The sequence below is a fragment of the Brevibacterium salitolerans genome, assembly GCF_039531405.1.
GTDB lineage: Bacteria > Actinomycetota > Actinomycetes > Actinomycetales > Brevibacteriaceae > Brevibacterium > Brevibacterium salitolerans.
Map to the genome: position 1 here is coordinate 1 of NZ_BAAAPZ010000019.1, position 24157 is coordinate 24157.

The 24157-nt window shown below is 70.6% G+C and carries 20 protein-coding genes; 9 read left to right on the forward strand and 11 right to left on the reverse strand.

Annotated features, from left to right (window positions below; all coding sequences use genetic code 11):
• Positions 1-363 precede the first annotated feature (363 nt).
• The 6 genes from ABD240_RS15530 to ABD240_RS15555 all read right to left on the reverse strand — a co-directional run bounded on the left by ABD240_RS15530 (position 364) and on the right by ABD240_RS15555 (position 6063).
• The gene (locus tag ABD240_RS15530; protein WP_291794704.1) at positions 364-765 is read right to left on the reverse strand and encodes a cytochrome c oxidase subunit 4; all 402 of its coding nucleotides are present in this window, start codon (positions 763-765) and stop codon (positions 364-366) included.
• On the reverse strand, positions 762-2462 hold the full coding sequence (gene ctaD / locus ABD240_RS15535; RefSeq protein ID WP_344338342.1) for an aa3-type cytochrome oxidase subunit I: 1701 nt from the start codon (positions 2460-2462) through the stop codon (positions 762-764). The genes ABD240_RS15530 and ctaD overlap by 4 nt, the downstream gene beginning before the upstream one ends.
• Positions 2462-3355 (reverse strand): aa3-type cytochrome oxidase subunit II, encoded by an 894-nt coding sequence (ctaC, locus tag ABD240_RS15540; protein WP_291794706.1) that lies wholly within the window; start codon positions 3353-3355, stop codon positions 2462-2464. The genes ctaD and ctaC overlap by 1 nt, the downstream gene beginning before the upstream one ends.
• Before the next feature lie 147 nt (positions 3356-3502).
• On the reverse strand, positions 3503-4171 hold the full coding sequence (gene aat, locus ABD240_RS15545) for a leucyl/phenylalanyl-tRNA--protein transferase (RefSeq protein WP_291794707.1): 669 nt from the start codon (positions 4169-4171) through the stop codon (positions 3503-3505).
• Between the two features lie 81 nt (positions 4172-4252).
• Positions 4253-4606: a HesB/IscA family protein gene (locus ABD240_RS15550; RefSeq protein ID WP_291794708.1), complete on the reverse strand. Its 354-nt coding sequence runs from the start codon at positions 4604-4606 to the stop codon at positions 4253-4255.
• A 65-nt stretch (positions 4607-4671) separates the two neighbouring features.
• Positions 4672-6063, reverse strand: coding sequence for a dipeptidase (locus ABD240_RS15555; protein WP_344338347.1), 1392 nt, complete (start codon positions 6061-6063; stop codon positions 4672-4674).
• Between the two features lie 20 nt (positions 6064-6083).
• Here ABD240_RS15555 and ABD240_RS15560 point away from each other — a divergent pair, with 20 nt between their 5' ends.
• A complete protein-coding gene (locus tag ABD240_RS15560; protein WP_344338349.1) occupies positions 6084-6713 on the forward strand; it encodes a DUF3043 domain-containing protein in 630 nt (209 codons plus the stop codon).
• 80 nt (positions 6714-6793) lie between these two features.
• On the opposite strand, the gene ABD240_RS15565 is transcribed toward ABD240_RS15560, so the two are convergent.
• Complete coding sequence (locus ABD240_RS15565; protein ID WP_344338351.1) at positions 6794-7903, reverse strand: quinone-dependent dihydroorotate dehydrogenase; 1110 nt, start codon at positions 7901-7903, stop codon at positions 6794-6796.
• A gap of 106 nt (positions 7904-8009) precedes the next feature.
• Between ABD240_RS15565 and ABD240_RS15570 the strand changes: the two genes are divergently transcribed.
• From ABD240_RS15570 to sucB, 3 genes are all read left to right on the forward strand, one after another.
• Entirely contained in the window at positions 8010-9536 is a 1527-nt protein-coding gene (locus ABD240_RS15570) for a leucyl aminopeptidase (RefSeq protein WP_344338352.1), read from the forward strand.
• Between the two features lie 145 nt (positions 9537-9681).
• A complete protein-coding gene (gene lpdA / locus ABD240_RS15575; protein WP_344338354.1) occupies positions 9682-11073 on the forward strand; it encodes a dihydrolipoyl dehydrogenase in 1392 nt (463 codons plus the stop codon).
• A gap of 20 nt (positions 11074-11093) precedes the next feature.
• Positions 11094-12866 carry a 2-oxoglutarate dehydrogenase, E2 component, dihydrolipoamide succinyltransferase gene (sucB, locus tag ABD240_RS15580; RefSeq protein WP_344338356.1) on the forward strand — a complete coding sequence of 591 codons (1773 nt, stop codon included), beginning with the start codon at positions 11094-11096 and terminating at the stop codon, positions 12864-12866.
• A 71-nt stretch (positions 12867-12937) separates the two neighbouring features.
• Here the strand turns inward: sucB and ABD240_RS15585 are convergent, their stop codons facing one another.
• Entirely contained in the window at positions 12938-14236 is a 1299-nt protein-coding gene (locus ABD240_RS15585; protein WP_344338358.1) for a hypothetical protein, read from the reverse strand.
• 161 nt (positions 14237-14397) lie between these two features.
• Between ABD240_RS15585 and lipB the strand changes: the two genes are divergently transcribed.
• The 3 genes from lipB to ABD240_RS15600 all read left to right on the forward strand — a co-directional run bounded on the left by lipB (position 14398) and on the right by ABD240_RS15600 (position 16943).
• On the forward strand, positions 14398-15036 hold the full coding sequence (gene lipB / locus ABD240_RS15590) for a lipoyl(octanoyl) transferase LipB (RefSeq protein ID WP_344338360.1): 639 nt from the start codon (positions 14398-14400) through the stop codon (positions 15034-15036).
• A 44-nt stretch (positions 15037-15080) separates the two neighbouring features.
• Positions 15081-16121, forward strand: a complete 1041-nt coding sequence (gene lipA / locus ABD240_RS15595; RefSeq protein ID WP_344338362.1) for a lipoyl synthase — start codon at positions 15081-15083, stop codon at positions 16119-16121.
• Between the two features lie 63 nt (positions 16122-16184).
• Positions 16185-16943 carry a DUF4191 domain-containing protein gene (locus ABD240_RS15600; RefSeq protein WP_291793647.1) on the forward strand — a complete coding sequence of 253 codons (759 nt, stop codon included), beginning with the start codon at positions 16185-16187 and terminating at the stop codon, positions 16941-16943.
• Positions 16944-17016: 73 nt separating this feature from the next.
• On the opposite strand, the gene ABD240_RS15605 is transcribed toward ABD240_RS15600, so the two are convergent.
• Positions 17017-17499: an RDD family protein gene (locus ABD240_RS15605; protein WP_291793650.1), complete on the reverse strand. Its 483-nt coding sequence runs from the start codon at positions 17497-17499 to the stop codon at positions 17017-17019.
• 119 nt (positions 17500-17618) lie between these two features.
• On the opposite strand from ABD240_RS15605, the gene glnA reads away from it, so the two are divergent.
• Positions 17619-19043 carry a type I glutamate--ammonia ligase gene (gene glnA, locus ABD240_RS15610; protein ID WP_291793653.1) on the forward strand — a complete coding sequence of 475 codons (1425 nt, stop codon included), beginning with the start codon at positions 17619-17621 and terminating at the stop codon, positions 19041-19043.
• A 132-nt stretch (positions 19044-19175) separates the two neighbouring features.
• On the opposite strand, the gene ABD240_RS15615 is transcribed toward glnA, so the two are convergent.
• A complete protein-coding gene (locus ABD240_RS15615; RefSeq protein WP_344338365.1) occupies positions 19176-19445 on the reverse strand; it encodes a type II toxin-antitoxin system VapC family toxin in 270 nt (89 codons plus the stop codon).
• A 111-nt stretch (positions 19446-19556) separates the two neighbouring features.
• Between ABD240_RS15615 and ABD240_RS15620 the strand changes: the two genes are divergently transcribed.
• Positions 19557-21020 carry a mycothione reductase gene (locus ABD240_RS15620; RefSeq protein WP_344338367.1) on the forward strand — a complete coding sequence of 488 codons (1464 nt, stop codon included), beginning with the start codon at positions 19557-19559 and terminating at the stop codon, positions 21018-21020.
• Positions 21021-21048: 28 nt separating this feature from the next.
• On the opposite strand, the gene ABD240_RS15625 is transcribed toward ABD240_RS15620, so the two are convergent.
• Positions 21049-24141, reverse strand: coding sequence for a bifunctional [glutamine synthetase] adenylyltransferase/[glutamine synthetase]-adenylyl-L-tyrosine phosphorylase (locus tag ABD240_RS15625; protein ID WP_344338746.1), 3093 nt, complete (start codon positions 24139-24141; stop codon positions 21049-21051).
• Positions 24142-24157 lie beyond the last annotated feature (16 nt).

The window sequence follows — 24157 nt, forward strand, 5'->3', positions numbered from 1 at the left end:
CTGTCCCGGTGCCGGCGAGCAGCGGCGGGAGTGCGGGGCGGCCGGGGTGTGCCGGGAGTGCGGGCAATAGCCGGGGTGACATCATCGTCACCTCCTCAACTGTGCGTGTCCAGCCTCAAAGATTCATCTGGTTCGAATCTATCGTGAGGCACGGACACAACTCCCACCCACGCCCGGAGAGCACCGACACCACAGGTGAAAGACCCTCGACTGAGAGAACACAGACTGCTGACGACGATCACAGACACCGCGCACAGCAGAGACCGCCCGCGCACAGCAGAAACCACCCGGACACAGCAGAGCGGGCCCGCCGAACTCCACAGAGTCCAACAGGCCCGCTCCTACCGAGTCATACGAGACGTATCAGTGAGCGTGCGCTCCACGGTCGTACTCGTACACGAGGCCGACGAGGCCGACCACCGCGAGCACACCGCCGAACGGCATGATCCACCAGCCCACGGCGACGCCCACGAAGGTCAGCGCCGCGCCGGCGCAGAGGAGGATCGGCCACCAGCTCCACGGGGAGTAGAAGCCGTACTCGTAGTGCTCGTCCTCGATCTCCGCGTCGAGGTCGTCCGACGCCAGCGGCGGGCTCTTCTTCTCCCGCAGCCACAGGAACACGCCGATCATCAGCGTCATCCCCCCGACGAGGAGGATCGCCGGGAAACCGACGAGCTCGTCGAAATCGGTCAGGTAACCGTAGACGAACGCGATCGGGAAGAAGAAGCCCACGCTGAGCATGAAGATCCATGCAGATGTCTTCACTGTGCGACCGCCTTTGCTTCAGAGTGGCCGTGCGCCTGGAACTCCAGCAGCTCGGGGTGGTTGGCCTCGAATGCCGGGCGCTCGGAGCGGATACGGGGCAGGGAGGTGAAGTTGTGCCTCGGGGGCGGGCAGGAGGTCGCCCACTCGAGCGAGCCGCCGTAGCCCCAGGGATCGTTCACCGTGACCTTCGGAGCCTTGCGCGCCGTCACCCAGACGTTCCAGAAGAACGGGATGAGCGAGAGGCCGAGGATCAGCGAGCCGACGGTGGAAACCTGGTTCATCCAGGTCCAGCCGTCCTGCGGCAGGTAGTCCGCGTAGCGACGGGGCATGCCGACCGCGCCCAGCCAGTGCTGGATGAGGAAGGTGCCGTGGAAGCCGATGAACAGAACCCAGAAGTGGATCTTGCCCAGCGTCTCGTCCAGCATCTTCCCGGTCCACTTGGGCCACCAGAAGTAGAAGCCGGCGAACATCGCGAACACCACGGTGCCGAACACCACGTAGTGGAAGTGCGCCACCACGAAGTAGGAGTCGGAGACCGACTGGTCGAGTGCCGGGGAGGCGAGGATGACGCCCGTGAGCCCGCCGAACACGAAGCTCACGAGGAATCCGAGCGACCACAGCATGGGCGTCTCGAAGGTGAGCGAGCCCCGCCACATCGTGCCGATCCAGTTGTAGATCTTCACACCCGTGGGCACGGCGATCAGCATCGTCATGAACGCGAAGAACGGTAGCAGCACAGCACCCGTGACGTACATGTGGTGGGCCCAGACCGTCACGGACAGCGCCGCGATGGCGATGGTCGCGTAGACGAGGCCGACGTAGCCGAAGATCGGCTTGCGGCTGAACACCGGGAAGATCTCCGAGACGATGCCGAAGAACGGCAGCGCGATGACGTAGACCTCGGGGTGGCCGAAGAACCAGAACAGGTGCTGCCAGAGCACGGGGCCGCCGTTCTCCGGGCTGAAGAGGTGCGCACCGAGGATTCGGTCTGCCGCGAGACCGAACAGCGCGCCGGCCAGCGGCGGGAAGGCCATGAGCACGAGCACACCGGTGATGAGGGTGTTCCAGCAGAAGATCGGCATGCGGAACATCGTCATGCCGGGCGCGCGCATCGTGATGATGGTGGTGATGAAGTTCACCGAACCCAGGATGGTGCCGAAGCCCTGCAGGGCCAGGCCCATCACCCAGAGGTTCCCGCCGACGCCGGGTGTGTAGGTCGTGTTCGACAGCGGGGCATATGCCGTCCAGCCGAACGAGGCCGCACCTTGCGGAGTGAGGAAGCCGGACAGCGCGATGAGGCTGCCGAAGAGGAAGAGCCAGAACGCGAAGGAGTTCAGCCGGGGGAACGCCACATCGGGGGCGCCGATCTGCAGCGGCATGATGACGTTGGCGAAGCCCGCGAAGAGCGGGGTGGCGAACATCAGGAGCATCACGGTGCCGTGCATCGTGAACAGCTGGTTGTACTGCTCCTTCGTCTCGAGGATCTGCATCCCCGGCTCCCAGAGCTCGAGGCGGATGAGCAGGGCCATCACGCCGCCGAGGCAGAAGAAGATGAACGATGCGATGAGGTACATGTACCCGATCGTCTTGTGGTCAGTGGAGGTGATCCAGCTGACGAAGATGCGTCCCTTGCTGGTGGGAACCGGATCGGCCGGGAGTCCGGCCTCTGCAGCGGTCCGCGGTGCGGTCGCGGTCATCAGTGCTCATCCCCTTCCTGCTCGTAGGGATTCTTGTACCAGTCGGTGCGGTTGTACTCGTCGCCGAGCACGCCCTCGTTGCCCTGCTCCTTGAGGCCGTCGGTGTAGGCGACGTACTCGTCGTAGGGCACGACGCTGACGTTGAAGATCATCTCGGAGTGGAACTCACCGCAGAGCTCGGCGCACTTGCCCACGTAGTCGCCCTCGGCCAGGGGACGGAGGTTGATGGTGGAGCTGCGTCCGGGGATCATGTCGCGCTTCTCGAGGAAGGCGGGGACCCAGAACGAGTGGATCACGTCACGCGACTCCAGCTTGAGCTGCACGTCCGTGTCAGCCGGCAGGTAGAGCGTCGGAGCGTCCTCGCCGGGCTGCTCGGTTCCGTCCAGGTTCGCCTGGACGCCGGCGTAGTGCGCGTCCTGGGTCACGTAGTTGAAGTCCCAGGCCCACTGCTTGCCGTAGACCTCGATGACCTCCTCCGGCTCCGTCTCGTCGTAGATGGTCTTGTCCATCGCATCGACGTTGTGGAAGAAGAAGCCCACGACGAGGACGATCGGGACGATCGTGTAGAAGATCTCGACCGGCATGTTGTAGCGCATCTGCACCGGCAGGCCGCGGTCGTTCTTCCGGCGCCGGTAGGCGACGATGCACCAGAGCATGAGCGCCCATGTGATCACACCGACAATGAGCGCGGCGATCCATCCGCCGTTCCACAGCGCGATGTAGTGCTCGGTGTGGGAGGTCGCACCCTTCGACTCGACGGGAAGGAACCCCACCTCCCACTGTTCTTTCGTACACCCGGCGAGCAGTGTGGTTGCCGCCGCTGCGCCGATAGCACCGAGCCGCTTGGCCCGGGACGCGCCCGTCCTCGGCGCGGGCTGATTCGGAGAATCCACGTGCAGCCTTTCAGAACCTCTGTCGGTGGAGGATCCGAGACCTCGGGCCGCCCGCCTCGCCCGCCGTCACGGGACGGCTGGCGCAAGTGTCAGGCAACGCCCAGGCCCGGGTCACCGAACTCTAACGTTGTCCCTGACAGCGTACCGCTACATGGCGTAGAAATTCACGTCGGTGCGGGCCGCTCGGGAAAAAACTTCACCGGGATCCAGACCCCCCGCATGCTGGAGCCGAACGGCGTAGTCGAAACCGCTCAGCTCCGACACGCCGAGACTCGCCAGATGCGGCGTGATCCACTGGACGTCGAGGAGCCAGGTGGGTCCTCCGGCGTCCAGGAGCCGCACGAGAGCGACCAGGGCGGCCTTGGAGGCATCGGTACGCCGGTGGAACATCGACTCCCCCACGAACACGCGGCCGAAGGAGATGCCGAAGAGCCCGCCGACGAGCTCTCCGTCCTGCATCACCTCGACGGAATGGGCGTGTCCGGCCGCGTGGAGATCCAGGTACAGACGTCTCATCGCAGGCGTGATCCAGGCCCCGTCCCGGTGCGGGTCCGCACAGCCGTCGACGACCTCCGCGAAGCGGGTGTCCACGGCGCAGTCGAACCCGCGCATGGACCTGCGGAGGCTGCGGCTCACCCGCAGATCGCCGGGCAGGAGCACACCGCGTGCGACAGGCGCCCACCAGCCGACGGGAGGCCCGCCGCCCTCACCCAGCCCCATCGGGAACAGTCCGACCCGATAGGCCGCCATCACCGCCTCGGGCTCCGGCAGACGCCCGCCGACCGCCCGCAGGTCCTCGTCGAACACGGGATTCACCCCTTCCTCACCGTTCCCGGACGCACGAAGGGGCTGCGGACGTGACACACGTCCGCAGCCCCTCGGGACGGCTCCGCCGGATCAGTGGAACGAATCGCCGCAGGCGCAGGAGCCCGCGGCATTCGGGTTGTCGATCGTGAAGCCCTGCTTCTCGATGGTGTCGGAGAAGTCGATCGTCGAGCCGCCCAGGTAGGGGACGCTCATCTTGTCCACGACGACCTCGACCCCGCCGAAGTCGCGGATCGCGTCTCCGTCGAGGGTGCGCTCGTCGAAGTACAGCTGGTAGATGAGGCCGGAGCAGCCTCCCGGCTGCACGGCGACGCGCAGGCGCAGGTCATCGCGTCCCTCCTGCTGCAGCAGGCTGCGCACCTTCTCCGCCGCGGCCTCGGAGAGCTCGACTCCGTGGGCGGCTGTGGTCTCTTGCGTGGCAGTCATTGACTCTCCTGACGTATGGGTCGATCCTCAGACCGTAACGCACGGCCCCGCCGATGCATTCCAGGCTACACCGCGGCGCGCTCCCCCAGCCGCTCCAGCAGCAGGGCCTCCGCGACGATCGCGGCCCGGAAATCCGGCACGTAGAGGGACTCGTTGGCGCTGTGGGCGCGCGCATCCGGGTCCTCCACGCCCGTGACGAGCACCGAGGCCTGCGGGAACACCTCCAGCAGGTCCGCGATGAAGGGGATGGAGCCGCCGAGGCCCACCTGCACGGCCTCCGTCCCGAAGCCGTCGCTGAGCGCGCCCATGGCCTCGGCCACCACGGGATCGGCGGTGTTCGCCCGCCAGGGGCTCCCGGACTCCTCCGCACCCATCTCCACCCGTGCGCCGAAGGGCGCGTGCGCGCGCAGGTGCCGCTTCACGGCGGCCAGCGCGTTCTCCGGGGTGTCGCCCGGCGCCACCCGGATGCTGAGCTTGGCGCGCACAAAGTGCTGCAGGGTGTTGGAGGAGACGTCCACCTGCGGCAGATCGAGGCCGATGACGGTGATCGAGGGCTGCGCCCACACCCGGGAGGCGAGGGTGCCGCGGCCGATCAGCTCCACGCCGTCGAGGACCCCGGAGTCCGCGCGGAGCGTCGACTCCGCGTAGTCCACCTCCGCGGTCTCCGCCCCGACCAGCCCCTCGACGGCGACGGAGCCGTCGTCCGCGTGGAGGGACGCCAGGAGCCGGGTCATGGCCATGCCCGCGTCCGGCACCACTCCCCCGTACATTCCCGAATGCACGGCGTGGTCCAGCGTGCTCACGGTGAATTCGAGCGCGGCCATGCCGCGCAGGCTCGTGGTGAGCGCCGGCGTGCCCGCGGCCCAGTTGCCGCTGTCCGCGACGACGAAGACGTCACCGGCGAGCTTCTCCCGGTGCCGCAGCAGGAAGTCGTGGAAGCTGGGCGAGCCCGCCTCCTCCTCCCCCTCGACGAAGAGGACGACGCCCACGCCCAGGTCGTCGTCCAGCAGGCGCATCGCCGTGAGGTGGACGAGGATCCCCGCCTTGTCGTCGGCGGCGCCGCGTCCGTAGATGCGGTCGCCCACCTCGGTCGCCTCGAAGGGCGGCGTGCGCCACAGCCCCTCGTCACCGACGGGCTGCACGTCATGGTGGGCGTAGAGGACGACGGTGGGAGCCCCCTCCGGCGCCGGCGTGCGCGCCACGACCGCCGGCGAGCCCTCGGCGCCGTCCGGCTTGGCAGCGGTGAGGATCTCGACCTCGGCGAAGCCCGCCTTCCGCGCGAGCGCGGCCACGGCGTCCGCCGAGGCCGCCACGTGCGCCTGGTCGAAGGCCGGCCAGGCGATGGAGGGGAGGGAGACGAGGTGCGCGAGGTCGGCCTGCACCTCGGCGAAGATCGAATCGAGGGCGGAGTGGAGGGACGCGGCCCGCTCGGAGCGGGCAATAGGTGCTCGGGTCATAGTCCGATACTATTCAATGCGTGTTTGGACGGAACAGGATCAGTGACAGCGCAGCCGATTCCCAGGACCCCAGGAGCACCGACTCCGAGGCCGTGACCGGGACGGAGGACACTGCCCTGCCCGCGAACCCCGCGGAGGCGAAGAAGAACAGGCCCACGCCCAAGCGCAGCGAGCAGCAGGCGCGCAACCAGCGTCCCCTCGTGGGCGGTGACCGCAAGGCGGCGGACCGGAAGGCCCGCGAGGAGATGCGCCGTCGCCGCGACGAGGCGCGGATCGGCGTGATGAACGGCGACGAACGCTACCTGGGGCCCCGGGACGCCGGCGAGCAGCGCCGGTACGTGCGGGACTACGTCGACGCCCGCTTCTCGATCGGTGAGCTCTTCATCCCCATCGCCCTCGTCGTGCTGCTGGCCGGCATGTTCATGCCGGACTTCGCGATGATCGCCAACTTCGTGGTCTACGGGCTCATCGCCCTCATCGTCCTCGACAGCGTGCTGCTGTGCACCCTGCTGCGCGGCCGGATCCGTGCGAAGTTCGGTGCCGACAGCATCCAGAAGGGCACCAACTTCTACGCCATCATGCGCGCGATCCAGATCCGCCGCCTGCGCGTGCCCAAGCCGGCGGTCAGGCGGCGGCAGTTCCCCAGCTGAGGCGGGCACGGGAAGCGGGCCGCGACGCGCAGGCGGGGAGGGACTCGACCAGAGTCCCTCCCCGCCTTCCGCATCTCCCGTCAGCGGCGACGCCGGCGGGAGCCGCGGACTGCGTTCCCCGCCCAGAACGGACCGCCGTAGATCATGCCGCTGTAGCCCTGCACGAGGTCCGCCCCCGCGCCCAGCCGGGCCGCGACGTCCCGATGGTCCTCCACCCCGCCGACGGAGACCAGGGCGAGACCCGAATCCGGGTGCGCGGCGTCGAGGTGCCTGCGCACCAGACGGAGCACGTCGACGGAGCGCTCCGCGAGCGGCCGGCCGGAGATCCCGCCGGCCTCGCGCAGGGCGAACTCCCGGTCCGCCCCGGTCAGCACCTCGCGGTCGATCGTGGTGTTCGTGAGGACGAGGCCGTCCACCCCCTCGGCGACGGCGAGGTCCGCGACGGCGCAGATGTCCTCGTCCGCGAGGTCCGGGGCGATCTTCACCAGCAGCGGCACGTGGCCGAGCGCGGAGCGGGGATGTTCCACGACCTCGGCGGCGGTGTCCCTGACCGCGCGGATGATGGGGGTGAGCGAGGCCGTCGACTGGAGGTCCCGCAGTCCCGGCGTATTGGGCGAGGAAACGTTGATGACGAGGTAGTCGGCCAGCGCGGCGAGCTCACGGGTCGAGCGGGCGTAGTCCTCGGCCGCGTCCTCCGCGGCGACCACCTTCGTCTTGCCGATGTTCACGCCGAGCACCGGCCGCAGGTGCTCCGGCAGCTCCGCGATGAGACGGCGCTGGTCCGCCACTGCGAAGGAGGCCTCCCGCGCGCCGCGGTTGTTGAAGCCCATCCGGTTGAGGATGCCGTGATGGCCGAGCAGCCGGAAGAGGCGGGGCCGGTCGTTGCCGGGCTGCCCGTGGCCCGTCACCGTGCCGATCTCGATGTGCCCGAACCCCAGACGGGAGAGTGCGCGCACGCCCGTCCCGTCCTTGTCGAAGCCCGCGGCCAGGCCCACGCGGTTCCGGAACGGCAGACCCAGCACCTCCACGGGGTCCGCGGTGCCGCGGCCGCACAGCAGCGAGAGCGCTTCGCGGGCGAGAGGAACGCGGTCGAGCGTCTTGAGAGCGGAGAAGCTCAGGTGGTGCGCCTGCTCCGCGTCCATGCGGACGAGGAGGGCGCGGAACAGGAGGGAGTAGAGAGGCGTTTCCACGCTCAGGAGTCTAACGGGCGGCACGGGCTCCGGCGGGTCAGCGCATCCGGACTAGGATCGATGCCGGAACCGCACACGGACCGTCGCCGACGAAAGGACACCAGCCATGGCGCGCACCGCCGCCTCCCTGCCCGCATTCGAGCAGTCCTCCGCCCGCCCCGGAGGCCTCGCCGCGGACGTGCTCGTCCTCGCCACCCGCACACTCGGCGAGGGCGAGGACCGTCGCGCAGTCCTCTCCGCCCCCGGGCTGGCCGCTAAGACCGTCAGGGAGCTCGAGGCGATCGCCGCAGCCGTGGGCCACTCCGGCGGCGCGGGCTCCGTCCAGCGCGTGCCCTCCCCCGCCGGTGTGAAGGCCGGTTCGATCGTCCTCACCGGCCTCGGTGCGCTCGAGGCCGAGGAGCTCGCGGACGGTGCCGCCGGCGTCCGCGAACCGGTCCGCCGCGCCGCGGGCGCCGCGCTCCTCTCCCTCAAGGGCGTGGACAGCGTCGCCGCCGTCGCTCCCGCGGAGTCCCCTGCGGTCGCCGAGGCCTGGGCCACCGGGGCCCTGCTGGGCGCCTACCGGTACACCGCCTACCGCTCCGAGGCCGCGGGCGGGGAACCGGCCGCTCGCCTCACGGTGGTCGCCGCATCCTCGGCCGCGGTCTCCCGCGCGGAGGTACTGGCCCGGGCGACCGCCGGCACCCGGGACCTCGTGAATCAGCCGCCCCGGGACCTCTACCCGGAGTCGTTCGCCGCCGCAGTGGCCGCACGGGCCGGCGAGCTCCGGAAGGCCAAGGTGCGCGTCGAGGTCCTCGACGAGACGCAGCTGAGGGACAAGGGCTACGGCGGCCTCACGGGTGTGGGACAGGGCTCGCCGCGCGGCCCCCGCCTCGTGAAGCTCAGCTACACGCCCCGCAAGCCGGTCAGGCACCTCGCGCTCGTGGGCAAGGGCATCACCTTCGACTCCGGCGGCCTCTCCCTCAAGCCGCCGGCGGGCATGGAGGAGATGAAGTCCGACATGGCCGGCGCCGCCGCGGCCGCGCAGACGCTCTTCGCCATCGCGGAGCTGGGCCTGCCCCTCAGGGTCACCGCCTGGCTGGCACTCGCGGAGAACATGCCCTCGGGCACCGCGCAGCGCCCCTCCGACGTCATCACGATCTACGGCGGGAAGACCGTCGAGGTCACCAACACGGATGCGGAGGGCAGGCTGGTGCTCGCGGACGCCCTCGTCGCGGCGCAGGAGGAGAAGCCGGACCTCGTGGTGGACATCGCCACCCTCACCGGTGCGCAGATCGTCGCACTGGGCAACCGCACCTCCGGCGTCATGGGCACGGAATCGGCCCGCAACACGGTCGTCCTGGCCTCCGAGGCCTCCGGTGAGGCGATCTGGCCCATGCCCATCCCGGAGGAGCTCATCCGCTCCTTCGACTCGCTCACCGCGGACCTGAAGAACTCCGGCGGGCGCGCGGGCGGCATGCTCGCCGCCGGCGCCTTCCTCCAGGAGTTCGTCGAGGACGGGGTGGAATGGGCCCACATCGACATCGCAGGCCCGTCGTACAACTCGGAGGCCGCGCACGGCTACACGGGCAAGGGCGGCACCGGCGTGCCCGTCCGCACACTCGTCGAGGCCGCAGCACTCCTCGCGGAGTCCTGAGCCGCACCGCACACCCGGTCGGCCCGTGACAGTCATCACCGGACTTTCGCCCGCCACCGGGCGAAATCGGATTCGTTTAGTGGAATGATGGTTGTGAGCGCTCTGCAAGGGGCCACAACAGTCATCGGGAATTGAGGAGTGATCCGTGACCGATTCGTCCAACTCGTATGATCTCGTCATCCTCGGAGGCGGCACGGCCGGCTACGCCGCCGCCTTCCGGGCATCGACGCTCGGCCTCACCGTCGCGCTGATCGAGCGCGACAAGGTGGGCGGGACGTGCCTCCACCGCGGCTGCGTCCCCACCAAGGCGCTGCTCCACGCGGCCGAGGTCGCGGACACCACCCGTGAGGCCGGCCAGTTCGGCATCCGCGCGGAGTTCCAGGGCATCGACATCGAACAGGTCCTGGCCTACAAGGACGATGTCATCTCGAAGAACTACAAGGGCCTGCAGGGGCTCATCAAGGTCCGCGGCGTCGACTACATCTCCGGTGAGGGGAAGCTCGTCTCGCAGGACACCGTGCAGGTGTCCAACGACGAGGGCGGAGTCACCGTCACGGGCCGGAACATCGTCCTCGCCACCGGCTCCGAGCCCAAGACGATCGGCCTCGACGTCACGGGCCGGGTGCTCACCTCCACGGAGGCGTTGAATCTCAAGGACACGCCCAAGTCCGCCGTGGTGCTCGGCGGCGGTGTGATCGGCGTCGAGTTCGCCAGCGTCTGGGCCTCCTTCGGCGCGGACGTGACGATCGTCGAGGGCCTGCCCCACCTCGTCGCCAACGAGGACGAGGCCATCTCGAAGAACCTCGAGCGCGCGTTCAAGAAGCGCAAGATCAAGTTCAAGCTCGGCACCATGTTCAAGGGCGTCACGCAGGACGACGCCGGCGTGCACGTCCAGCTCGAGGACGGCAGCACCCTCGACGCCGAGTACCTGCTGGTGGCGGTGGGCCGCGGCCCGGTCACCCAGGGCTTCGGCTACGAGGAGCAGGGCCTCACCCTGGACCGCGGCTTCGTCATCGTCAACGAGCGCCAGCACACCGGCGTGGGCAACATCTACGCGATCGGCGACATCACGCCCGGTCTGCAGCTCGCCCACCGCTCGTTCGCGCACGGCATCTTCGTGGCCGAGGAGATCGCGGGCCTCAACCCCGCACCCCTCGTGGAGTCCGGCGTCCCCCGCGTCACCTACTGCGAGCCGGAGATCTTCTCCGTGGGGCTCACGGAGAAGCAGGCCAGGGAGAAGTACGGCGAGGACGCGGTCGAGACCGTCGACTACAACCTCGCGGGCAACGGCAAGTCCGTCATCCTCAAGACCGGCGGCATCATCAAGGCCGTCCGCGAGAAGGACGGCCCGGTGCTCGGCCTGCACGGGATCGGCGCACGCATGAGCGAGCAGGCCGGCGAGGCCCAGCTCATCGTGAACTGGGAGGCCCTGCCCGAAGAGGTCGCCCAGCTCATCCACGCCCACCCCACGCAGAATGAGGCGATCGGCGAGACCTTCCTCGCCCTCACCGGCAAGCCGCTCCACGCGCACAACTGAGTCCCAAGGAGTCGTTCACGATGTCCAACACAGTCAATATGCCCGCTCTGGGCGAATCCGTCACAGAAGGCACCGTGACGCGCTGGCTCAAGGAGGTCGGCGAGTCCGTCGAGGTCGACGAGCCGCTCCTCGAGGTCTCCACCGACAAGGTCGACACGGAGATCCCCTCCCCCTACGCCGGTGTGGTCGAACAGCACCTGGCGGAGGAGGACGACGAGGTCGAGGTGGGCGCGCCGCTGGCAGTGATCGGCGACGGTTCCGGCTCCGGCGATGCGGCGCCCGCCGCCGAGGCCGCACCCGCTGCGGAAGAGGCGCCCGCCGCTGAGGAGGCCCCGTCCGCCGAGGAGCCGGCCGCCGCGCAGGAGGCCGCTCCCGCCGCCGAGGCTCCCTCCGGCGCCGCGGAGTCCGGTGAGGGCACCGAGGTGACCATGCCGGCGCTCGGCGAGTCCGTCACGGAGGGCACCGTCACCCGGTGGCTCAAGTCCGTCGGCGAGTCCGTCGAGGTCGACGAGCCGCTCCTCGAGGTCTCCACCGACAAGGTCGACACCGAGGTCCCCTCCCCCGTCGCCGGCACCGTGGTGAAGCTCTTCGCCGAAGAGGACGACGAGGTCGAGGTGGGCGCTCCGCTCGCGCTCATCGGCTCCGGCGCCGCCCCGGCACAGGAGGCTCCGGCACAGGAGGCCCCCGCCGCCGCTCCGGCTCCGCAGGAGGAGGCCCCGGCCCCCGCCCCTGCGGAGGAGGCGCCTGCGGAGAAGGCTCCCGAGCCCGCGGCCGAGGCCCCGGCGCCCGCCCCTGAGGCCCCCGCGGCCTCGGGCGAGGCGATCGCCTCGAGCGTCTCCGGCTCCAACCCCGCCTACGTGACGCCGCTGGTGCGCAAGCTCGCCAAGCAGAAGGGCGTGGACCTCGCGACGGTCACCGGCACCGGCGTGGGCGGCCGCATCCGCAAGCAGGACGTGCTCGATGCGGCTGCCGCTGCGCCTGCGGCCACCGCTGCGGCTGCGTCCGCCTCCGCCGGCTCCGCCGCCGCGAAGGCTCCGCACGTCGTGGAGCTGTCCGAGGAGGCGAAGAAGCTGCGCGGCACCACGCAGAAGACCTCGCGCATCCGGCAGACCATCGCCAAGCGCATGCGCGAGTCCCTGCAGTCGACCTCGCAGCTCACGCAGGTCCACGAGGTGGACGTCACGGAGATCGCGAAGCTGCGCAGGGCCACGAAGGACGCCTTCCAGGCCAAGCACGGCGTCAAGCTCACCTACCTGCCGTTCTTCATCAAGGCGGTCGTCGAGGCCCTGCAGCTCCACCCGCAGGTGAACGCGCAGATCTCCGCAGACGGCAAGGAGATCGTCCACTTCGACCACGAGCACGTGGGCATCGCGGTCGACACCCCGCGCGGCCTCATCGTGCCGGTGATCAAGAACGCCGGCGACCTGTCGCTGGCCGGGATCGCCAAGGCGATCGTCGATCTGGCCGACCGCACGCGCAACAACAGGGTGAAGCCGGACGAGCTCTCCGGCGGCACCTTCTCGGTGACCAACCTGGGCAGCTTCGGCGCGATCATGGACACGCCGATCATCAACTACCCGGAGTCCGGCATCCTGGGTGTGGGGTCGATCGTGCGCCGTGCCGTGGTCCGGCGGACCGCCGACGGCGACGAGGCGATCGTCATCCGCGACATCGTCGAGCTGCCGCTCACCTACAACCACGAGCTGGTCGACGGTGCAGACGCGGGTCGCTTCCTCACGACCATCCGTCAGCGCCTCGAGGAGGCCAACTTCGAGGCCGATCTGGAGCTCTGAGGGTCTGAGCCGAAAGCGGGCGGGGAAGCCGGGACCACCGGCCTCCCCGCCCGCTTCCGCATGCGCTCGCGTCAGCCGCGCACCGCATGCACCTTCCACCGGCCCTCGTGCCTCCGGAGCTCCACCTCCACGTCCGCCCACCGCCCGTCCCCGGTCCGCATCCACGCCCGGACGTGTGCGGTGTCCGGATCCGGCTCGCCGCTCGCGGGATCGCCGACGCTCTCCAGTCCCTCCAGCTTCACCTCTCCGCAGTCCGGGCAGGGCGTGAGCTCCACGGCGGCATCCGCAGCGGCGGCGGGAGAGCCCGGGACGGTGAGCCTCGCGAGTGCCTCCGCGTCCCCGGCCGCCACTGCCGCGCTGCGCCTCTGCGTGAGTGCGGCGAACGCCTCGAGCGGGTTCTCCCGAGGCGTCTCCGGCGGCGTCGCACTGTGTGCCGGCGCCGGCGCCGCGGTCTCCGCGCTGCGCCCAGTGTCCGAGGACCCGGCGACCACGAGCCACGCCCCCGTGCCGAGCAGCACGGCGCACGCCGCACCCGCCGCACTGCGCCACTGCCGCCGGACGAGCCTGCCCACTCGCCCGCTCCTGCAGGAGCGGGCCGCGCGCGTTGCCGGATGACGGTCCCTGCGTTCTGCGGAGCTCTCCGCGGGCACCTCCCGGAGACGGCTGACGACCTCCGCGGCGAGGACCCCGGTGGGCGCGTCGTCCACCTCGACCCCGGCCTCCGCCGGCAGGAACCCCCGTGCGCGGTCCGGGCCGAGCTCCCGCACCCGCCGGAGCACACCCCGCAGCCCCGGGGAGGAGGCCGAGGACTCCAGGAGTGCGGCGGTCAGTTCGCGGACGCGGGGATCGGCCGCGGGCGCGGTGACGGAGAGCGGCCCTCCGGCATCAGCCCACTCCCTCCCGGTGAGCGCGGCATGGAGGATCTCCCCGCAGGCCGCGGAGTCCGTCGTCCGCGCCTCCGGCCGCAGCCGTCCGGGCACCACCGCGATGCGCCCGTCGTTCCGCACCGCGAAGGCGTAGAGGCTCACCCGCGAGTGGCCTCCCGGCGGCCGCGGGGAGGCCAGCACCGCCTCCAGGGCCTCCTCGAGCACGCCCAGCGCCTGGCCCTCGGGCAGCCCTCCCCTGCGCCGCAGGACGTCGGCGAGCAGCCCACCGGACCACCGGGGCACGAGCAGCCCCGTCCGCGCGCCGCCGGCGTCGTCGACCGCGGCGAGCTGGCAGCCCCACGCCTCGGCCTCCGCCTCCAGCACCGCCTCCCCCACGGGCCCGTCCTCTCCGGGCACGCTCAGCCAGGCGATCTCCGCACCCCGACGCACCCGCAGCAGGCCGCTTCCGGCCTCGGCCTCCACCACCCAGTGCTCCTCAATCACAGCCCACCCCTCTCCTCGTATGACGCTCCGTGTCACGCATAAGCGTCGTTTGAGCGTGTTTGCTGATTTTTGATGCATTTCGAGAATGATTGCACAGAGACACGGCTCACACAAGGCTCCCCGCAGGGGCGGGTGCCTGCACCGCCGCGTACAGTGGACGCATGGCATTCGCTGTGAGAGAACTGGGACTGGACCCTCAGCTGGTCGACTACAGGGAGGCATGGGAGCTGCAGACGGCGCTGCACGACGAGGTGGTCGCCGGCACCCGCGACTCCACCCTCCTCGTCCTCGAGCACGAGGACGTGTACACGGCCGGCAAGCGCACCGAGGACTTCGAGCGGCCGACGGACGGCACCCCCGTCATCGACGTGGACCGCGGCGGGAAGATCACCTGGCACGGTCGCGGTCAGCTCGTCTGCTACCTCATCTACCGCCTCCGGGATCCCAAGGAGGTGCGGCTGTTCGTCAGCCAGATCGAGGACGCGATCATCGAGCTCGTCGGCGAGTACGGCCTCGACGCGCAGACCGTCGACGGGCGCGCCGGAGTCTGGCTCCCCGCCTCGGGCGGCAGGCCGGAGCGCAAGATCGGCGCGATCGGCATCCGCATCCACGAGGGCGTGACGATGCACGGGCTCGCGCTCAACTGCTCCAACGCGTTCACCGGCTTCGACGGGATCATCCCCTGCGGCATCGCCGATGCCGGCGTGACCTCGCTCAGCCGTGAGCTCGACCGCACGGTCACCCCAGCAGACGTCGCAGAGCGCATGACCGCCCTGCTCCAGCAGCACATCACCGCCTGATCCGCCCGCGCGCACGCAGCCCCCGAGTGAAGGGACACCGCCCCATGACACTGGCACCCGAAGGCCGACGGCTCCTCCGCATCGAGGCCCGCAACTCCCAGACCCCGATCGAGGAGAAGCCCGCCTGGATCAAGGCGAAGGCGAAGATCGGCCCGGAATTCACGGAGCTCAAGTCGCTCGTCCGCGGCGCCGGCCTGCACACGGTGTGCGAGGAGGCCGGCTGCCCCAACATCTTCGAGTGCTGGGAGGACCGCGAGGCCACCTTCCTCATCGGCGGCGAGCAGTGCACCCGGCGCTGCGACTTCTGCCAGATCGACACCGGCAAGCCCGCGGACTTCGACGCCGATGAGCCCCGCAGGGTCGCGGACTCCGTGCGCCAGATGGGCCTGCGCTACTCGACCATCACGGGCGTGGCCCGCGACGACCTGCCCGACGGCGGGGCATGGCTGTACGCGGAGACGGTGCGGAAGATCCACGAGCTCACCTACTCCGACGGCAGCGGCACCGGCGTGGAGCTGCTCATTCCGGACTTCGACTCCGACGACGAGCAGCTCGCGGAGGTGTTCTCCTCACGGCCGGAGGTCCTGGCCCACAACGTGGAGACGGTGCCGCGCATCTTCAAGCGGATCCGGCCCGGCTTCCGCTACGAGCGCTCGCTCTCCGTCCTCACGAAGGCCCGCGACGCGGGCCTCGTCACCAAGTCCAACCTCATCCTGGGCATGGGCGAGACGGACGAGGAGGTGGTCGAGGCGATGCGCGACCTGCACGAGGCGGGCACCGACATCCTCACGATCACCCAGTACATGCGGCCCTCGGAACGGCACCATCCCATCGAGAGGTGGGTGCGCCCGCAGACCTTCGTGGAGCTGCGCGACGAGGCGGAGCGGATCGGGTTCCTCGGCGTGATGTCCGGTCCGCTCGTCCGCTCGTCCTACCGGGCCGGCAAGCTCTGGGCGCAGGCCATGCGCCACCGGGGGATCGAGATCCCGGCGCACCTGCGGCACCTCGACAAGGACGTCCCCGCCCGCCAGGAGGCTCAGGCGGTGGTGGACACGTTCGGCGAGGGCCAGGAGGTACAATACTGAGTCGACCCATCGCCAGAAACGGTGGGAGCACAGTCCCCCGCACACCCGCGTCGAAGCGAGAGCATGTCCACGAGCAGCGAACCTGAGAAGAAGGGCCTCTTCGGCCGCAGGAAGAAGAAGGCCGATCCGAACAACCCCGGTCGGATCGCGCAGATACGCCAGGTGGCCAGGCTGGCGCGCAAGCACAACCCCGCCTCCATGTGGCTGGTCGCCGCCGCGCTCGTGGGCCTCACGGCCCTCGGCGTGCTCGCGGGCTTCCTCATCTCCGGCTCGGTCCTCAGCGTCATCCTCTGGGGCGTGACCGGCCTCATGCTGGGCGCCGTCCTCGCGATGTTCATGCTCGGCCGGTTCGCGGAGGCCGCCGCGTTCGATCAGATGCGCGGCCAGCCCGGGGCGATCGGCGCGGTCCTCAACACCGCCCGCCGCGGATGGCTCATGGACGAACAGCCCATCGCCTTCGACATGCGCACGCAGGAGATGGTGTTCCGCACCACCGGCCGGGCGGGTGTGGTGCTCGTGGGCGAGGGCCGCAACCGGACCAAGGTGAAGAAGCTCCTCGCCAAGGAGGCCAAGCGCCACTCCCAGATCGTCAAGGGCGTGCCGATCCACACCTTCGAGGGCGGCGAGGCCGAGGGCCAGCTCTCGATGGAGCAGATCACCAAGGAGCTCTACAAGCTGCCGAAGAAGCTCAACAAGGCGGAGATCCTCGCGGTCCGCAACCGGCTCACGAGCATCGGCACGATGGCCTCGCGCCCGCCCGTGCCCAAGGGCGTCGATCCGAACAACGCCCGTCCGGACCGGCGCGCGCTGCGCGGACGCTGAGACCTGCGCACCGCAGAGAGGCCCTGTCCCGCTCCCGGGACAGGGCCTCTCTCCGTCTCTGCGCACGCCGGCCTCAGCGCGTCCGCACGACCACCGCGCCCGAGGCCTTGTCGTGGAGGCCGCGCCCGTCCGGGTCCGCGATGACCACGGGGATGACGAGGCACACCAGCAGCGTCCGGACGATCGCCCTGAGCGCACCGACTGGTCCGGTGGAGGCGAGCGTGCCGTGCGTGCGGACGTCGACCACCCCGATGCCGAGCAGGAGGTGGCCGGGGGTGCGGCCGAGCAGCCAGACGCACAGGAAGTAGAGGAGCGCGAAGCCGGACTGGATCGCGATGTTCTGTGCGAGGACGTCCGCCTCCATGGCCAGGCGCACCACCAGCACCACGAGCGACCAGTCGACGATGATCCCGCCGGCCCGCCGCAGCAGCGTCGCCGCGGACCCGGTGCCGCTCTCCGGCAGCCCCAGGCGCCGGCCCGGCCACTGGCCGTCGGGGAGTCTCGGACCGGTCAGCCACTCCGCGCGCCGTGCCGCACGCTCACCACGATCTGCCATGCCCCCAGGCTAGTCGATGCGCTCCGCGTAACACGCAGGAAACATCCGGGTCACAGACGTGAAATCCACGTCACTATAGACTCGGGTCACGACCCACCCACGAGATCAGGAGAGTGCGCGTGTTCTCAACGGCACAGGAGCTCATCGAGTACGTCAAGAAGAACGACGTCGACTTCGTCGACATCCGGTTCTGCGATCTCCCCGGGGTGGTGCAGCACTTCAACCTTCCGGCGGAGGCGTACGGGGAGGAGGAGATCACGGAGGGACTCCTCTTCGACGGCTCCTCGATCCGCGGCTTCCAGGGCATCCACGAGTCCGACATGAAGCTCCTCGCAGACGTCACCACCGCCTACATCGATCCGTACCGCGATGCGAAGACGCTGGTCGTCAACCACTCCATCGTGGATCCGTTCACGGACGAGCCGTACTCCCGCGATCCGCGGCAGGTGGCGGAGAAGGCGGAGGCCTACCTCAAGAGCACCGGCATCGCCGACACCGTGTTCTTCGGCGCGGAGGCGGAGTTCTACCTCTTCGACAGCATCCAGTACGACACCACGCCGGGTCACAGCTTCTACAAGCTCGACTCCGTCGAGGCCGCCTGGAACACGGGCGCGGACGAGCCCGGCGGCAACCTCGGCTACAAGACGCCCGTCAAGGGCGGCTACTTCCCGGTCTCCCCGCAGGACCACTTCGCGGACATCCGCGACAGGATCTCGCTCACCCTCAAGCAGATCGGCTTCGAGGTGGAGCGCGCGCACCACGAGGTGGGCACTGCCGGACAGCAGGAGATCAACTACAAGTTCAACTCGCTCAAGCATGCCGCGGACCAGCTGCTGGACTTCAAGTACGTCGTGAAGAACGAGGCCCTGGCAGCCGGCAAGTCCGCGACCTTCATGCCCAAGCCCATGTACGGCGACAACGGCTCCGGCATGCACTGCCACCAGTCGCTGTGGAAGGACGGCGAGCCGCTCTTCTACGACGAGAACGGCTACGGCGGCCTCTCCGACCTGGCCCGCTGGTACATCGGCGGCCTCATCGAGCATGCGGGTGCGGTGCTGGCCTTCACGAACCCCACCATCAACTCCTACCGCCGCCTGGTGCCCGGCTACGAGGCGCCGGTCAACCTCGTGTACTCCGCACGCAACCGCTCCGCGGCGATCCGCATCCCCGTCACCGGCTCCTCCCCCAAGGCCAAGCGCCTGGAGTTCCGCGTGCCGGACCCGTCCTCCAACCCCTACCTCGCCTTCTCCGCGCAGCTCATGGCCGGGCTGGACGGGATCAGGAACCGGATCGAGCCGCCGGAGCCGGTCGACAAGGACCTCTACGAGCTGCCCCCGGAGGAGCTCGAGGACATCGCGCTCGTCCCCGGTTCGCTCGAGGAGGCCCTCGACGCGCTGGAGAACGACCACGACTTCCTCACCGCCGGTGACGTCTTCACCCCCGATCTCATCGAGAAGTGGATCGAGTACAAGCGCACGGAGGAGATCGAGGTCGCGCGCCTGCGGCCGACCCCCACGGAGTTCGAGCTCTACTACTCGCTCTGAGCCGAGGGTTCCCGCCCTCTTCCGAGAGACACCGAGAACGGCGGCCGGTCTGCGGAGACGTCATCCGACGTTTCCGCAGACCGGCCGCCGTCGTGCCGTTCGCCGCCGCTCCCCGGCAGACACGCACCGTGCTTACGGCGCGACCACCTCGAGAGTGGGGAACGCGGTCGCATACCTGCCGCGATCCCGGGTGAGCAGGCGATGACCCGCGACGGCGGTATGGGCGCCGGTGTAGAAGTCGGGCAGGGGCGCAGCCTTCGCCCCGCCCCGACGACGGTAGGCGAGGAAGGCCTTGCCGGCGAGGAACCCCGCGGGCCAGGGCAGCTCCTCCCGCGCGAAATGACTCGCGGGGAGGAGCTCGTCCAGCAGCACATTCGAATCGACCAGCGTCGACTCATCCATCGCGCAGCAGACCCATGAGCTCATCCGTGGTGCGCGTGGTCGTCGCACGGCCGCGCATGCGCCGCACCACGCCCGTCCGCACTGGGCACGGATGTCACTAGACTGGCGCGCATGACGCATTTCGACGTGCTCGTGATCGGCACCGGCTCAGGCAACAGCATCATCAACCACCGCTTCGACGGTCTCCGGGTGGCGATCGCGGAGGAGGACCGGTTCGGCGGCACCTGCCTCAACGCCGGCTGCATCCCCACGAAGATGTACGTCTACCCCGCCACGCGCGCGGAGGAGGCCGCGGACTCCTCCGCGGTGAACCTCTCCACCTCCTACGGCTCCGCGGACTGGCCGGCCCTGCGGGACCGCATCTTCGCCCGGATCGACGCGATCGAGGCCGACGGCCGCGCCTACCGCACCGAACGGCAGGAGAACGTCACCGTCTTCCCCGAGCACGTCCGGTTCACCGGGCCGCACTCGCTCGTGACCGCCTCCGGCCGGGAGATCACCGCCGACCGCATCGTCATCGCCGCGGGCTCCGCCCCCGTCGTGCCCGAGATCCCCGGCCTCGACCCCGCACGAGTCGATGCACCGGACTCGCCCTTCCACACCTCCCGCACGATCATGCGCCTGGACTCCCAGCCGGAATCGGTCCTCATCCTCGGCTCCGGCTTCATCTCCGCGGAGTTCGGCCACATCTTCTCCGGTCTGGGCACCCGCACCGTCGTCGCGATCCGCGGCGATCGGATGCTGCCGGGCGCCGATGCCGCGATCCGCGACCGCTTCACCGCGGAGTTCTCCGCCCGCCACGACGTCCGGCCAGGTGTGGAGGCGGCCTCCGTCCGCGTCCTCGACGACGGCCGTGTGGAGGTGGCATTCCGCGCCACCGGCAGGGTTCCCGGAGCCGAGGTGCCCGCACCCCTCGTCGTGGAGCGGGTGCTCTTCGCCACCGGGCGCGCTCCCGCCTCGGCGGGGCTCAGCCCGCAGGCTGCGGGCATCGACACCCGCGCCGACGGGCGGATCGCGGTCGACGAGTACCTGCGGGTGCTCGCGGACGGCGCGCCGGTCCCCGGTGTCTTCGCCCTGGGCGACATCTCCTCCCCGCACCAGCTCAAGCACGTCGCCAACCACGAGGCGCGCGTGGTCAAGGCCAACCTCGTCGCGGACCTCGACGCCGGCGCGCCCGGCGGCGCACCCGCCTCCGCCCTCACGCCGGTGAACCACAAGGGCGTGCCGGCGGCGGTGTTCTCCTCGCCCCAGGTCGCCCATGTGGGCATGACGGAGGAGGAGGCGCGTGCCGCCGGGCACGACGTGGTGGTGGGGACCCGCGACTACGGCGGCGTGGCCTACGGCTGGGCGATGGAGGACACCACGGGCTTCGTGAAGGTCGTCGCGGACCGCTCCTCGCGCCTGCTGCTGGGCGCGCACCTCATGGGGCCCGAGGCCTCGATGATCATCCAGCCCCTCATCCAGGCCATCGCCTTCGACCAGCCCGCGGACGAGGTCGCGAAGGGCCAGTACTGGATCCACCCCGCACTGCCCGAGGTCGTGGAGAACGCACTCCTGGACCTCGATCTCCGCTGAGGCCGCCGGAGCCTCCGGGCTGGCCACCTCAGTACCGGCGGTCCGCCCAGGGGTCCTCGACCTTCGAGTCCTCGTAGGCGAAGAAGAGCCGCTCCACGACCTTGCGGGCCCGCCGGGCCGTGCTGCGGTAGTCCTCCGCCAGCTGCTGTGCGGATCCGGGTGCGTAGCCCAGCAGCCGGGCACAGGCCTCGAGCTCGGCCCGGTCCACGGGCAGGCTCGCCGCCGTCCGGCCCCGGTAGAGCATCGCGGCCGACCGCAGGCCGGAGGCGAGGCTCCACGCCTCCCGCAGCGTCTGCGCGTCCTCGGCCTCGACGAGCCCGGCCTCCTCCGCGGCCGCCAGCGCCGGCAGCGTGGACGTGGTCCGCAGCCCGGCCACGGAGTGCGCGTGCCGCAGCTGCATGAGCTGCACGGCCCACTCCACGTCGCTGAGGCCGCCGTGGCCCAGCTTCAGATGCGTCTTGCGATCAGCACCCCGCGGCAGCCGCTCCGACTCCATCCGCGCCTTGAGCCTGCGCATCTGGCGCACGGAGCTCTCCGGCACCCGGGCGGGATAGCGCAGGGGGTCGATGAGGGCGGTGAAGTCCTCCCCCAGCGACCGCTCCCCTGCGATGACCCGCGCGCGCAGCAGCGCCTGCGCCTCCCAGGGCTCGGACCACTTCGCGTAGTAGGCGGCGTAGGAGTCTAGCGTCCTCACGAGCGGTCCGGAACGGCCTTCCGGCCGCAGGTCCGAGTCGACCTCGATCCCGGGGATCCGGTCCGTGCGCGAGGCCTCGCGCGCCACGGCCAGCGCCACCTTCTTCACGTGCGCGCCGAGGGCCGTGCTGCGGGCATCGGCGGGATCGTGCGGACGCCAGCAGAACATCACGTCCGCATCGGAGAAGTAGCCGATCTCCGCCCCGCCCAGCCGACCCATCGCGATGATGGCGAACTCGTAGCCCGGGATCTCCGCGGAGTCCAGCTCCGCGCGGACGCACGCGAGCACCGCGTCGAGGTAGACATCGGCCGCCGCGGACAGCGCCGCGGAGCTGGTGGGCAGATCCTGCTGCCGCAGCACGTCCGCCAGCGCCGTGCGCAGCAGCTCCCGGCCGTAGAGGCCGCGCAGGGACGCGCCGGCGCGCGCGCCGTGGCGCGAGACCAGGCGGTGCGACTCCGCACGGAGAGCCTCCGGCGCCCGCGGCTGCAGACGGTCCGTGTCGTCGAGCCAGGCGACGGCGTCCGGCCTGTTCTGCAGCAGGCCCGTGGTGTACGAGGACAGCGAGAGGACATCGGCCAGGCTGTGGACGGCCGCACCGGAGTCCCGCAGCAGCCGCAGGTACCAGCTGGAGTCCCGCAGGCTCTCCCCCAGCCGGCGGAAGGCGAGCAGTCCCGCATCCGGATCCACGCCCGCCGCCAGCCAGTCCAGCATGGCCGGCAGCACCTGGCGGTGGATGACCGCGGCCCGGCTCACCCCGGCGGAGAGCGCGTGGATGTGCGTGAGCGCGGTCCGGGGGTCGCAGTAGCCGAAGGCCGCCAGCCGCGCACGCGCATCCGCCTCGCTGAGCGAGGTGAGCACGGAGTCCCTGCTCGCCGCATCCAGGATCGGGCGGTAGAAGATGAGCTCGTGGTACCTGCGCACCTTGCGCCGCACGTCCGCGAGCTGGGCGTCGAGCCGCGCCGGCGTCCGCTCGCCGGACCGGTAGACCGCACGTGCGAGCAGCCGGCGCTTGTCCTCGGCGTCCGGCAGCAGCGCGGCCCGGAGCAGCCGCGGGATCTGGAGGCGATGCTCGACGACGCGGAGGAAGCGGTAGCACTCGTCCAGGCCCGCGGCGTCCTCCCGGGCGATGTAGCCGCGCTCGCCCAGCGCCGCGAGAGCGTCCAGGGTGCCGCGGACGCGGATCGCCTCGTCGAGCTCGCCGTGGACCAGCTGCAGCAGCTGGGCGGAGAACTCCACGTCGCGCAGGCCGCCCACGCCCAGTTTGAGCTGGCGGGAGGCCTCCTGCGAGGGCAGCAGGTCCACGACGCGGCGCCGCATCGCGCGCACGCCCTCCACGAAGCCCTCACGCCGGTTCGCCTCCCAGACGAAGCGGCGCATCCGCTCCGCCCACGCCCGGCCCAGCTCCGCGTCGCCGGCGACCGGGCGCGCCTTGAGGAGCGCCTGGAACTCCCAGGACTCCGCGACCTGGGCGTAGTACGCCTCGAACTCGTCCACGGTCCGCAGCAGCCGGCCCGCGCGGCCCTCCGGACGCAGCGCGGCGTCGAGCTCCCACAGCGCGGGCTCCGCATCCGGTCCGCCCACGATCTCCGTGAGACGGGCCACCATCGACTCCGCCAGCCGGGTCGCCTCCTCCGTGGGCGGTGCCGGACCATCCGCGCCGTCCGGGCCCGCGTGGACGTAGACGACGTCGACGTCGGAGACGTAGTTGAGCTCGCCGGCCCCGCACTTGCCCATCGCGACGACGGCCATGCGCACCCGGGCCTGCGGATCCAGCTCCGCAGCGGCGATCACGAGCCCCGCCTCGATCGCCGCTGCGGCGAGACGGGAGAGCACCCGGCTCACCTCGTCCACGACCGCCGTCGGCTCGGGCGCGTCGAGGTCGTCGGCGACGAGGGCGAGGACGCGATCCCGGTAGGCCCGCCGCAGGGCGGCCACGGCGGTCTCGCCAGTGAGGCCCTCGACGGCCTCGACGAGGGCGGCCCGCAGGGACTCCGCGCTGGAGGAGGCGCCGTGGAGCAGCAGGGGCCCGTGGCCCCCGAGCAGGGCCACGGAGTCCGGATGGCGCACCAGGTGGTCCGTGAGGGCCTCCGAGGCCCCGGTGATCTGGAGGAGCCGCGGCAGGAGGGCGCCGGCGGCCTCCTGCCGCTGGCCGGCCGGCCGGGTGCCCTCCCGGAGGGCCGTGAGAGCGCGAGCGCCCGCCTCGCCCTCCTTCCCCGCGGCCTCGACGATCCGCAGCAGGCCCAGCGCGGCGGCCTCGGCGTCCACGAGCGTGCCGAGCAGGCCGGTCTCGTCCGCGACCGCGCCCGGGTCGGTGCCCAGCAGCTCACCGGCCTCCCGGAGGAACTGCTGCGCGCGGCTGGGCCGCGCCCGTGCGCGCGAGGGGTCCGTCCCCCGCGCGGTCCTGCCGCCCCAGCCGCCGCGCTGCATGCCCGTCACCGCCGTC

What these genes read in the sequence shown, in the direction of transcription:
- ABD240_RS15555 (WP_344338347.1), bottom strand. Translation starts at nt 6,063, where the DNA reads ATGACCCGAGCACCTATTGCCCGCTCCGAGCGGGCCGCGTCCCTCCAC.
- lipA (WP_344338362.1), top strand. Translation starts at nt 15,081, where the DNA reads ATGACACTGGCACCCGAAGGCCGACGGCTCCTCCGCATCGAGGCCCGC.
- ABD240_RS15605 (WP_291793650.1), bottom strand. Translation starts at nt 17,499, where the DNA reads ATGGCAGATCGTGGTGAGCGTGCGGCACGGCGCGCGGAGTGGCTGACC.
- sucB (WP_344338356.1), top strand. Translation starts at nt 11,094, where the DNA reads ATGTCCAACACAGTCAATATGCCCGCTCTGGGCGAATCCGTCACAGAA.
- ABD240_RS15600 (WP_291793647.1), top strand. Translation starts at nt 16,185, where the DNA reads ATGTCCACGAGCAGCGAACCTGAGAAGAAGGGCCTCTTCGGCCGCAGG.
- ABD240_RS15550 (WP_291794708.1), bottom strand. Translation starts at nt 4,606, where the DNA reads ATGACTGCCACGCAAGAGACCACAGCCGCCCACGGAGTCGAGCTCTCC.
- ABD240_RS15615 (WP_344338365.1), bottom strand. Translation starts at nt 19,445, where the DNA reads ATGGATGAGTCGACGCTGGTCGATTCGAATGTGCTGCTGGACGAGCTC.
- ctaD (WP_344338342.1), bottom strand. Translation starts at nt 2,462, where the DNA reads ATGACCGCGACCGCACCGCGGACCGCTGCAGAGGCCGGACTCCCGGCC.
- ABD240_RS15570 (WP_344338352.1), top strand. Translation starts at nt 8,010, where the DNA reads ATGGCGCGCACCGCCGCCTCCCTGCCCGCATTCGAGCAGTCCTCCGCC.
- ABD240_RS15620 (WP_344338367.1), top strand. Translation starts at nt 19,557, where the DNA reads ATGACGCATTTCGACGTGCTCGTGATCGGCACCGGCTCAGGCAACAGC.
- lipB (WP_344338360.1), top strand. Translation starts at nt 14,398, where the DNA reads ATGGCATTCGCTGTGAGAGAACTGGGACTGGACCCTCAGCTGGTCGAC.
- ABD240_RS15625 (WP_344338746.1), bottom strand. Translation starts at nt 24,141, where the DNA reads ATGCAGCGCGGCGGCTGGGGCGGCAGGACCGCGCGGGGGACGGACCCC.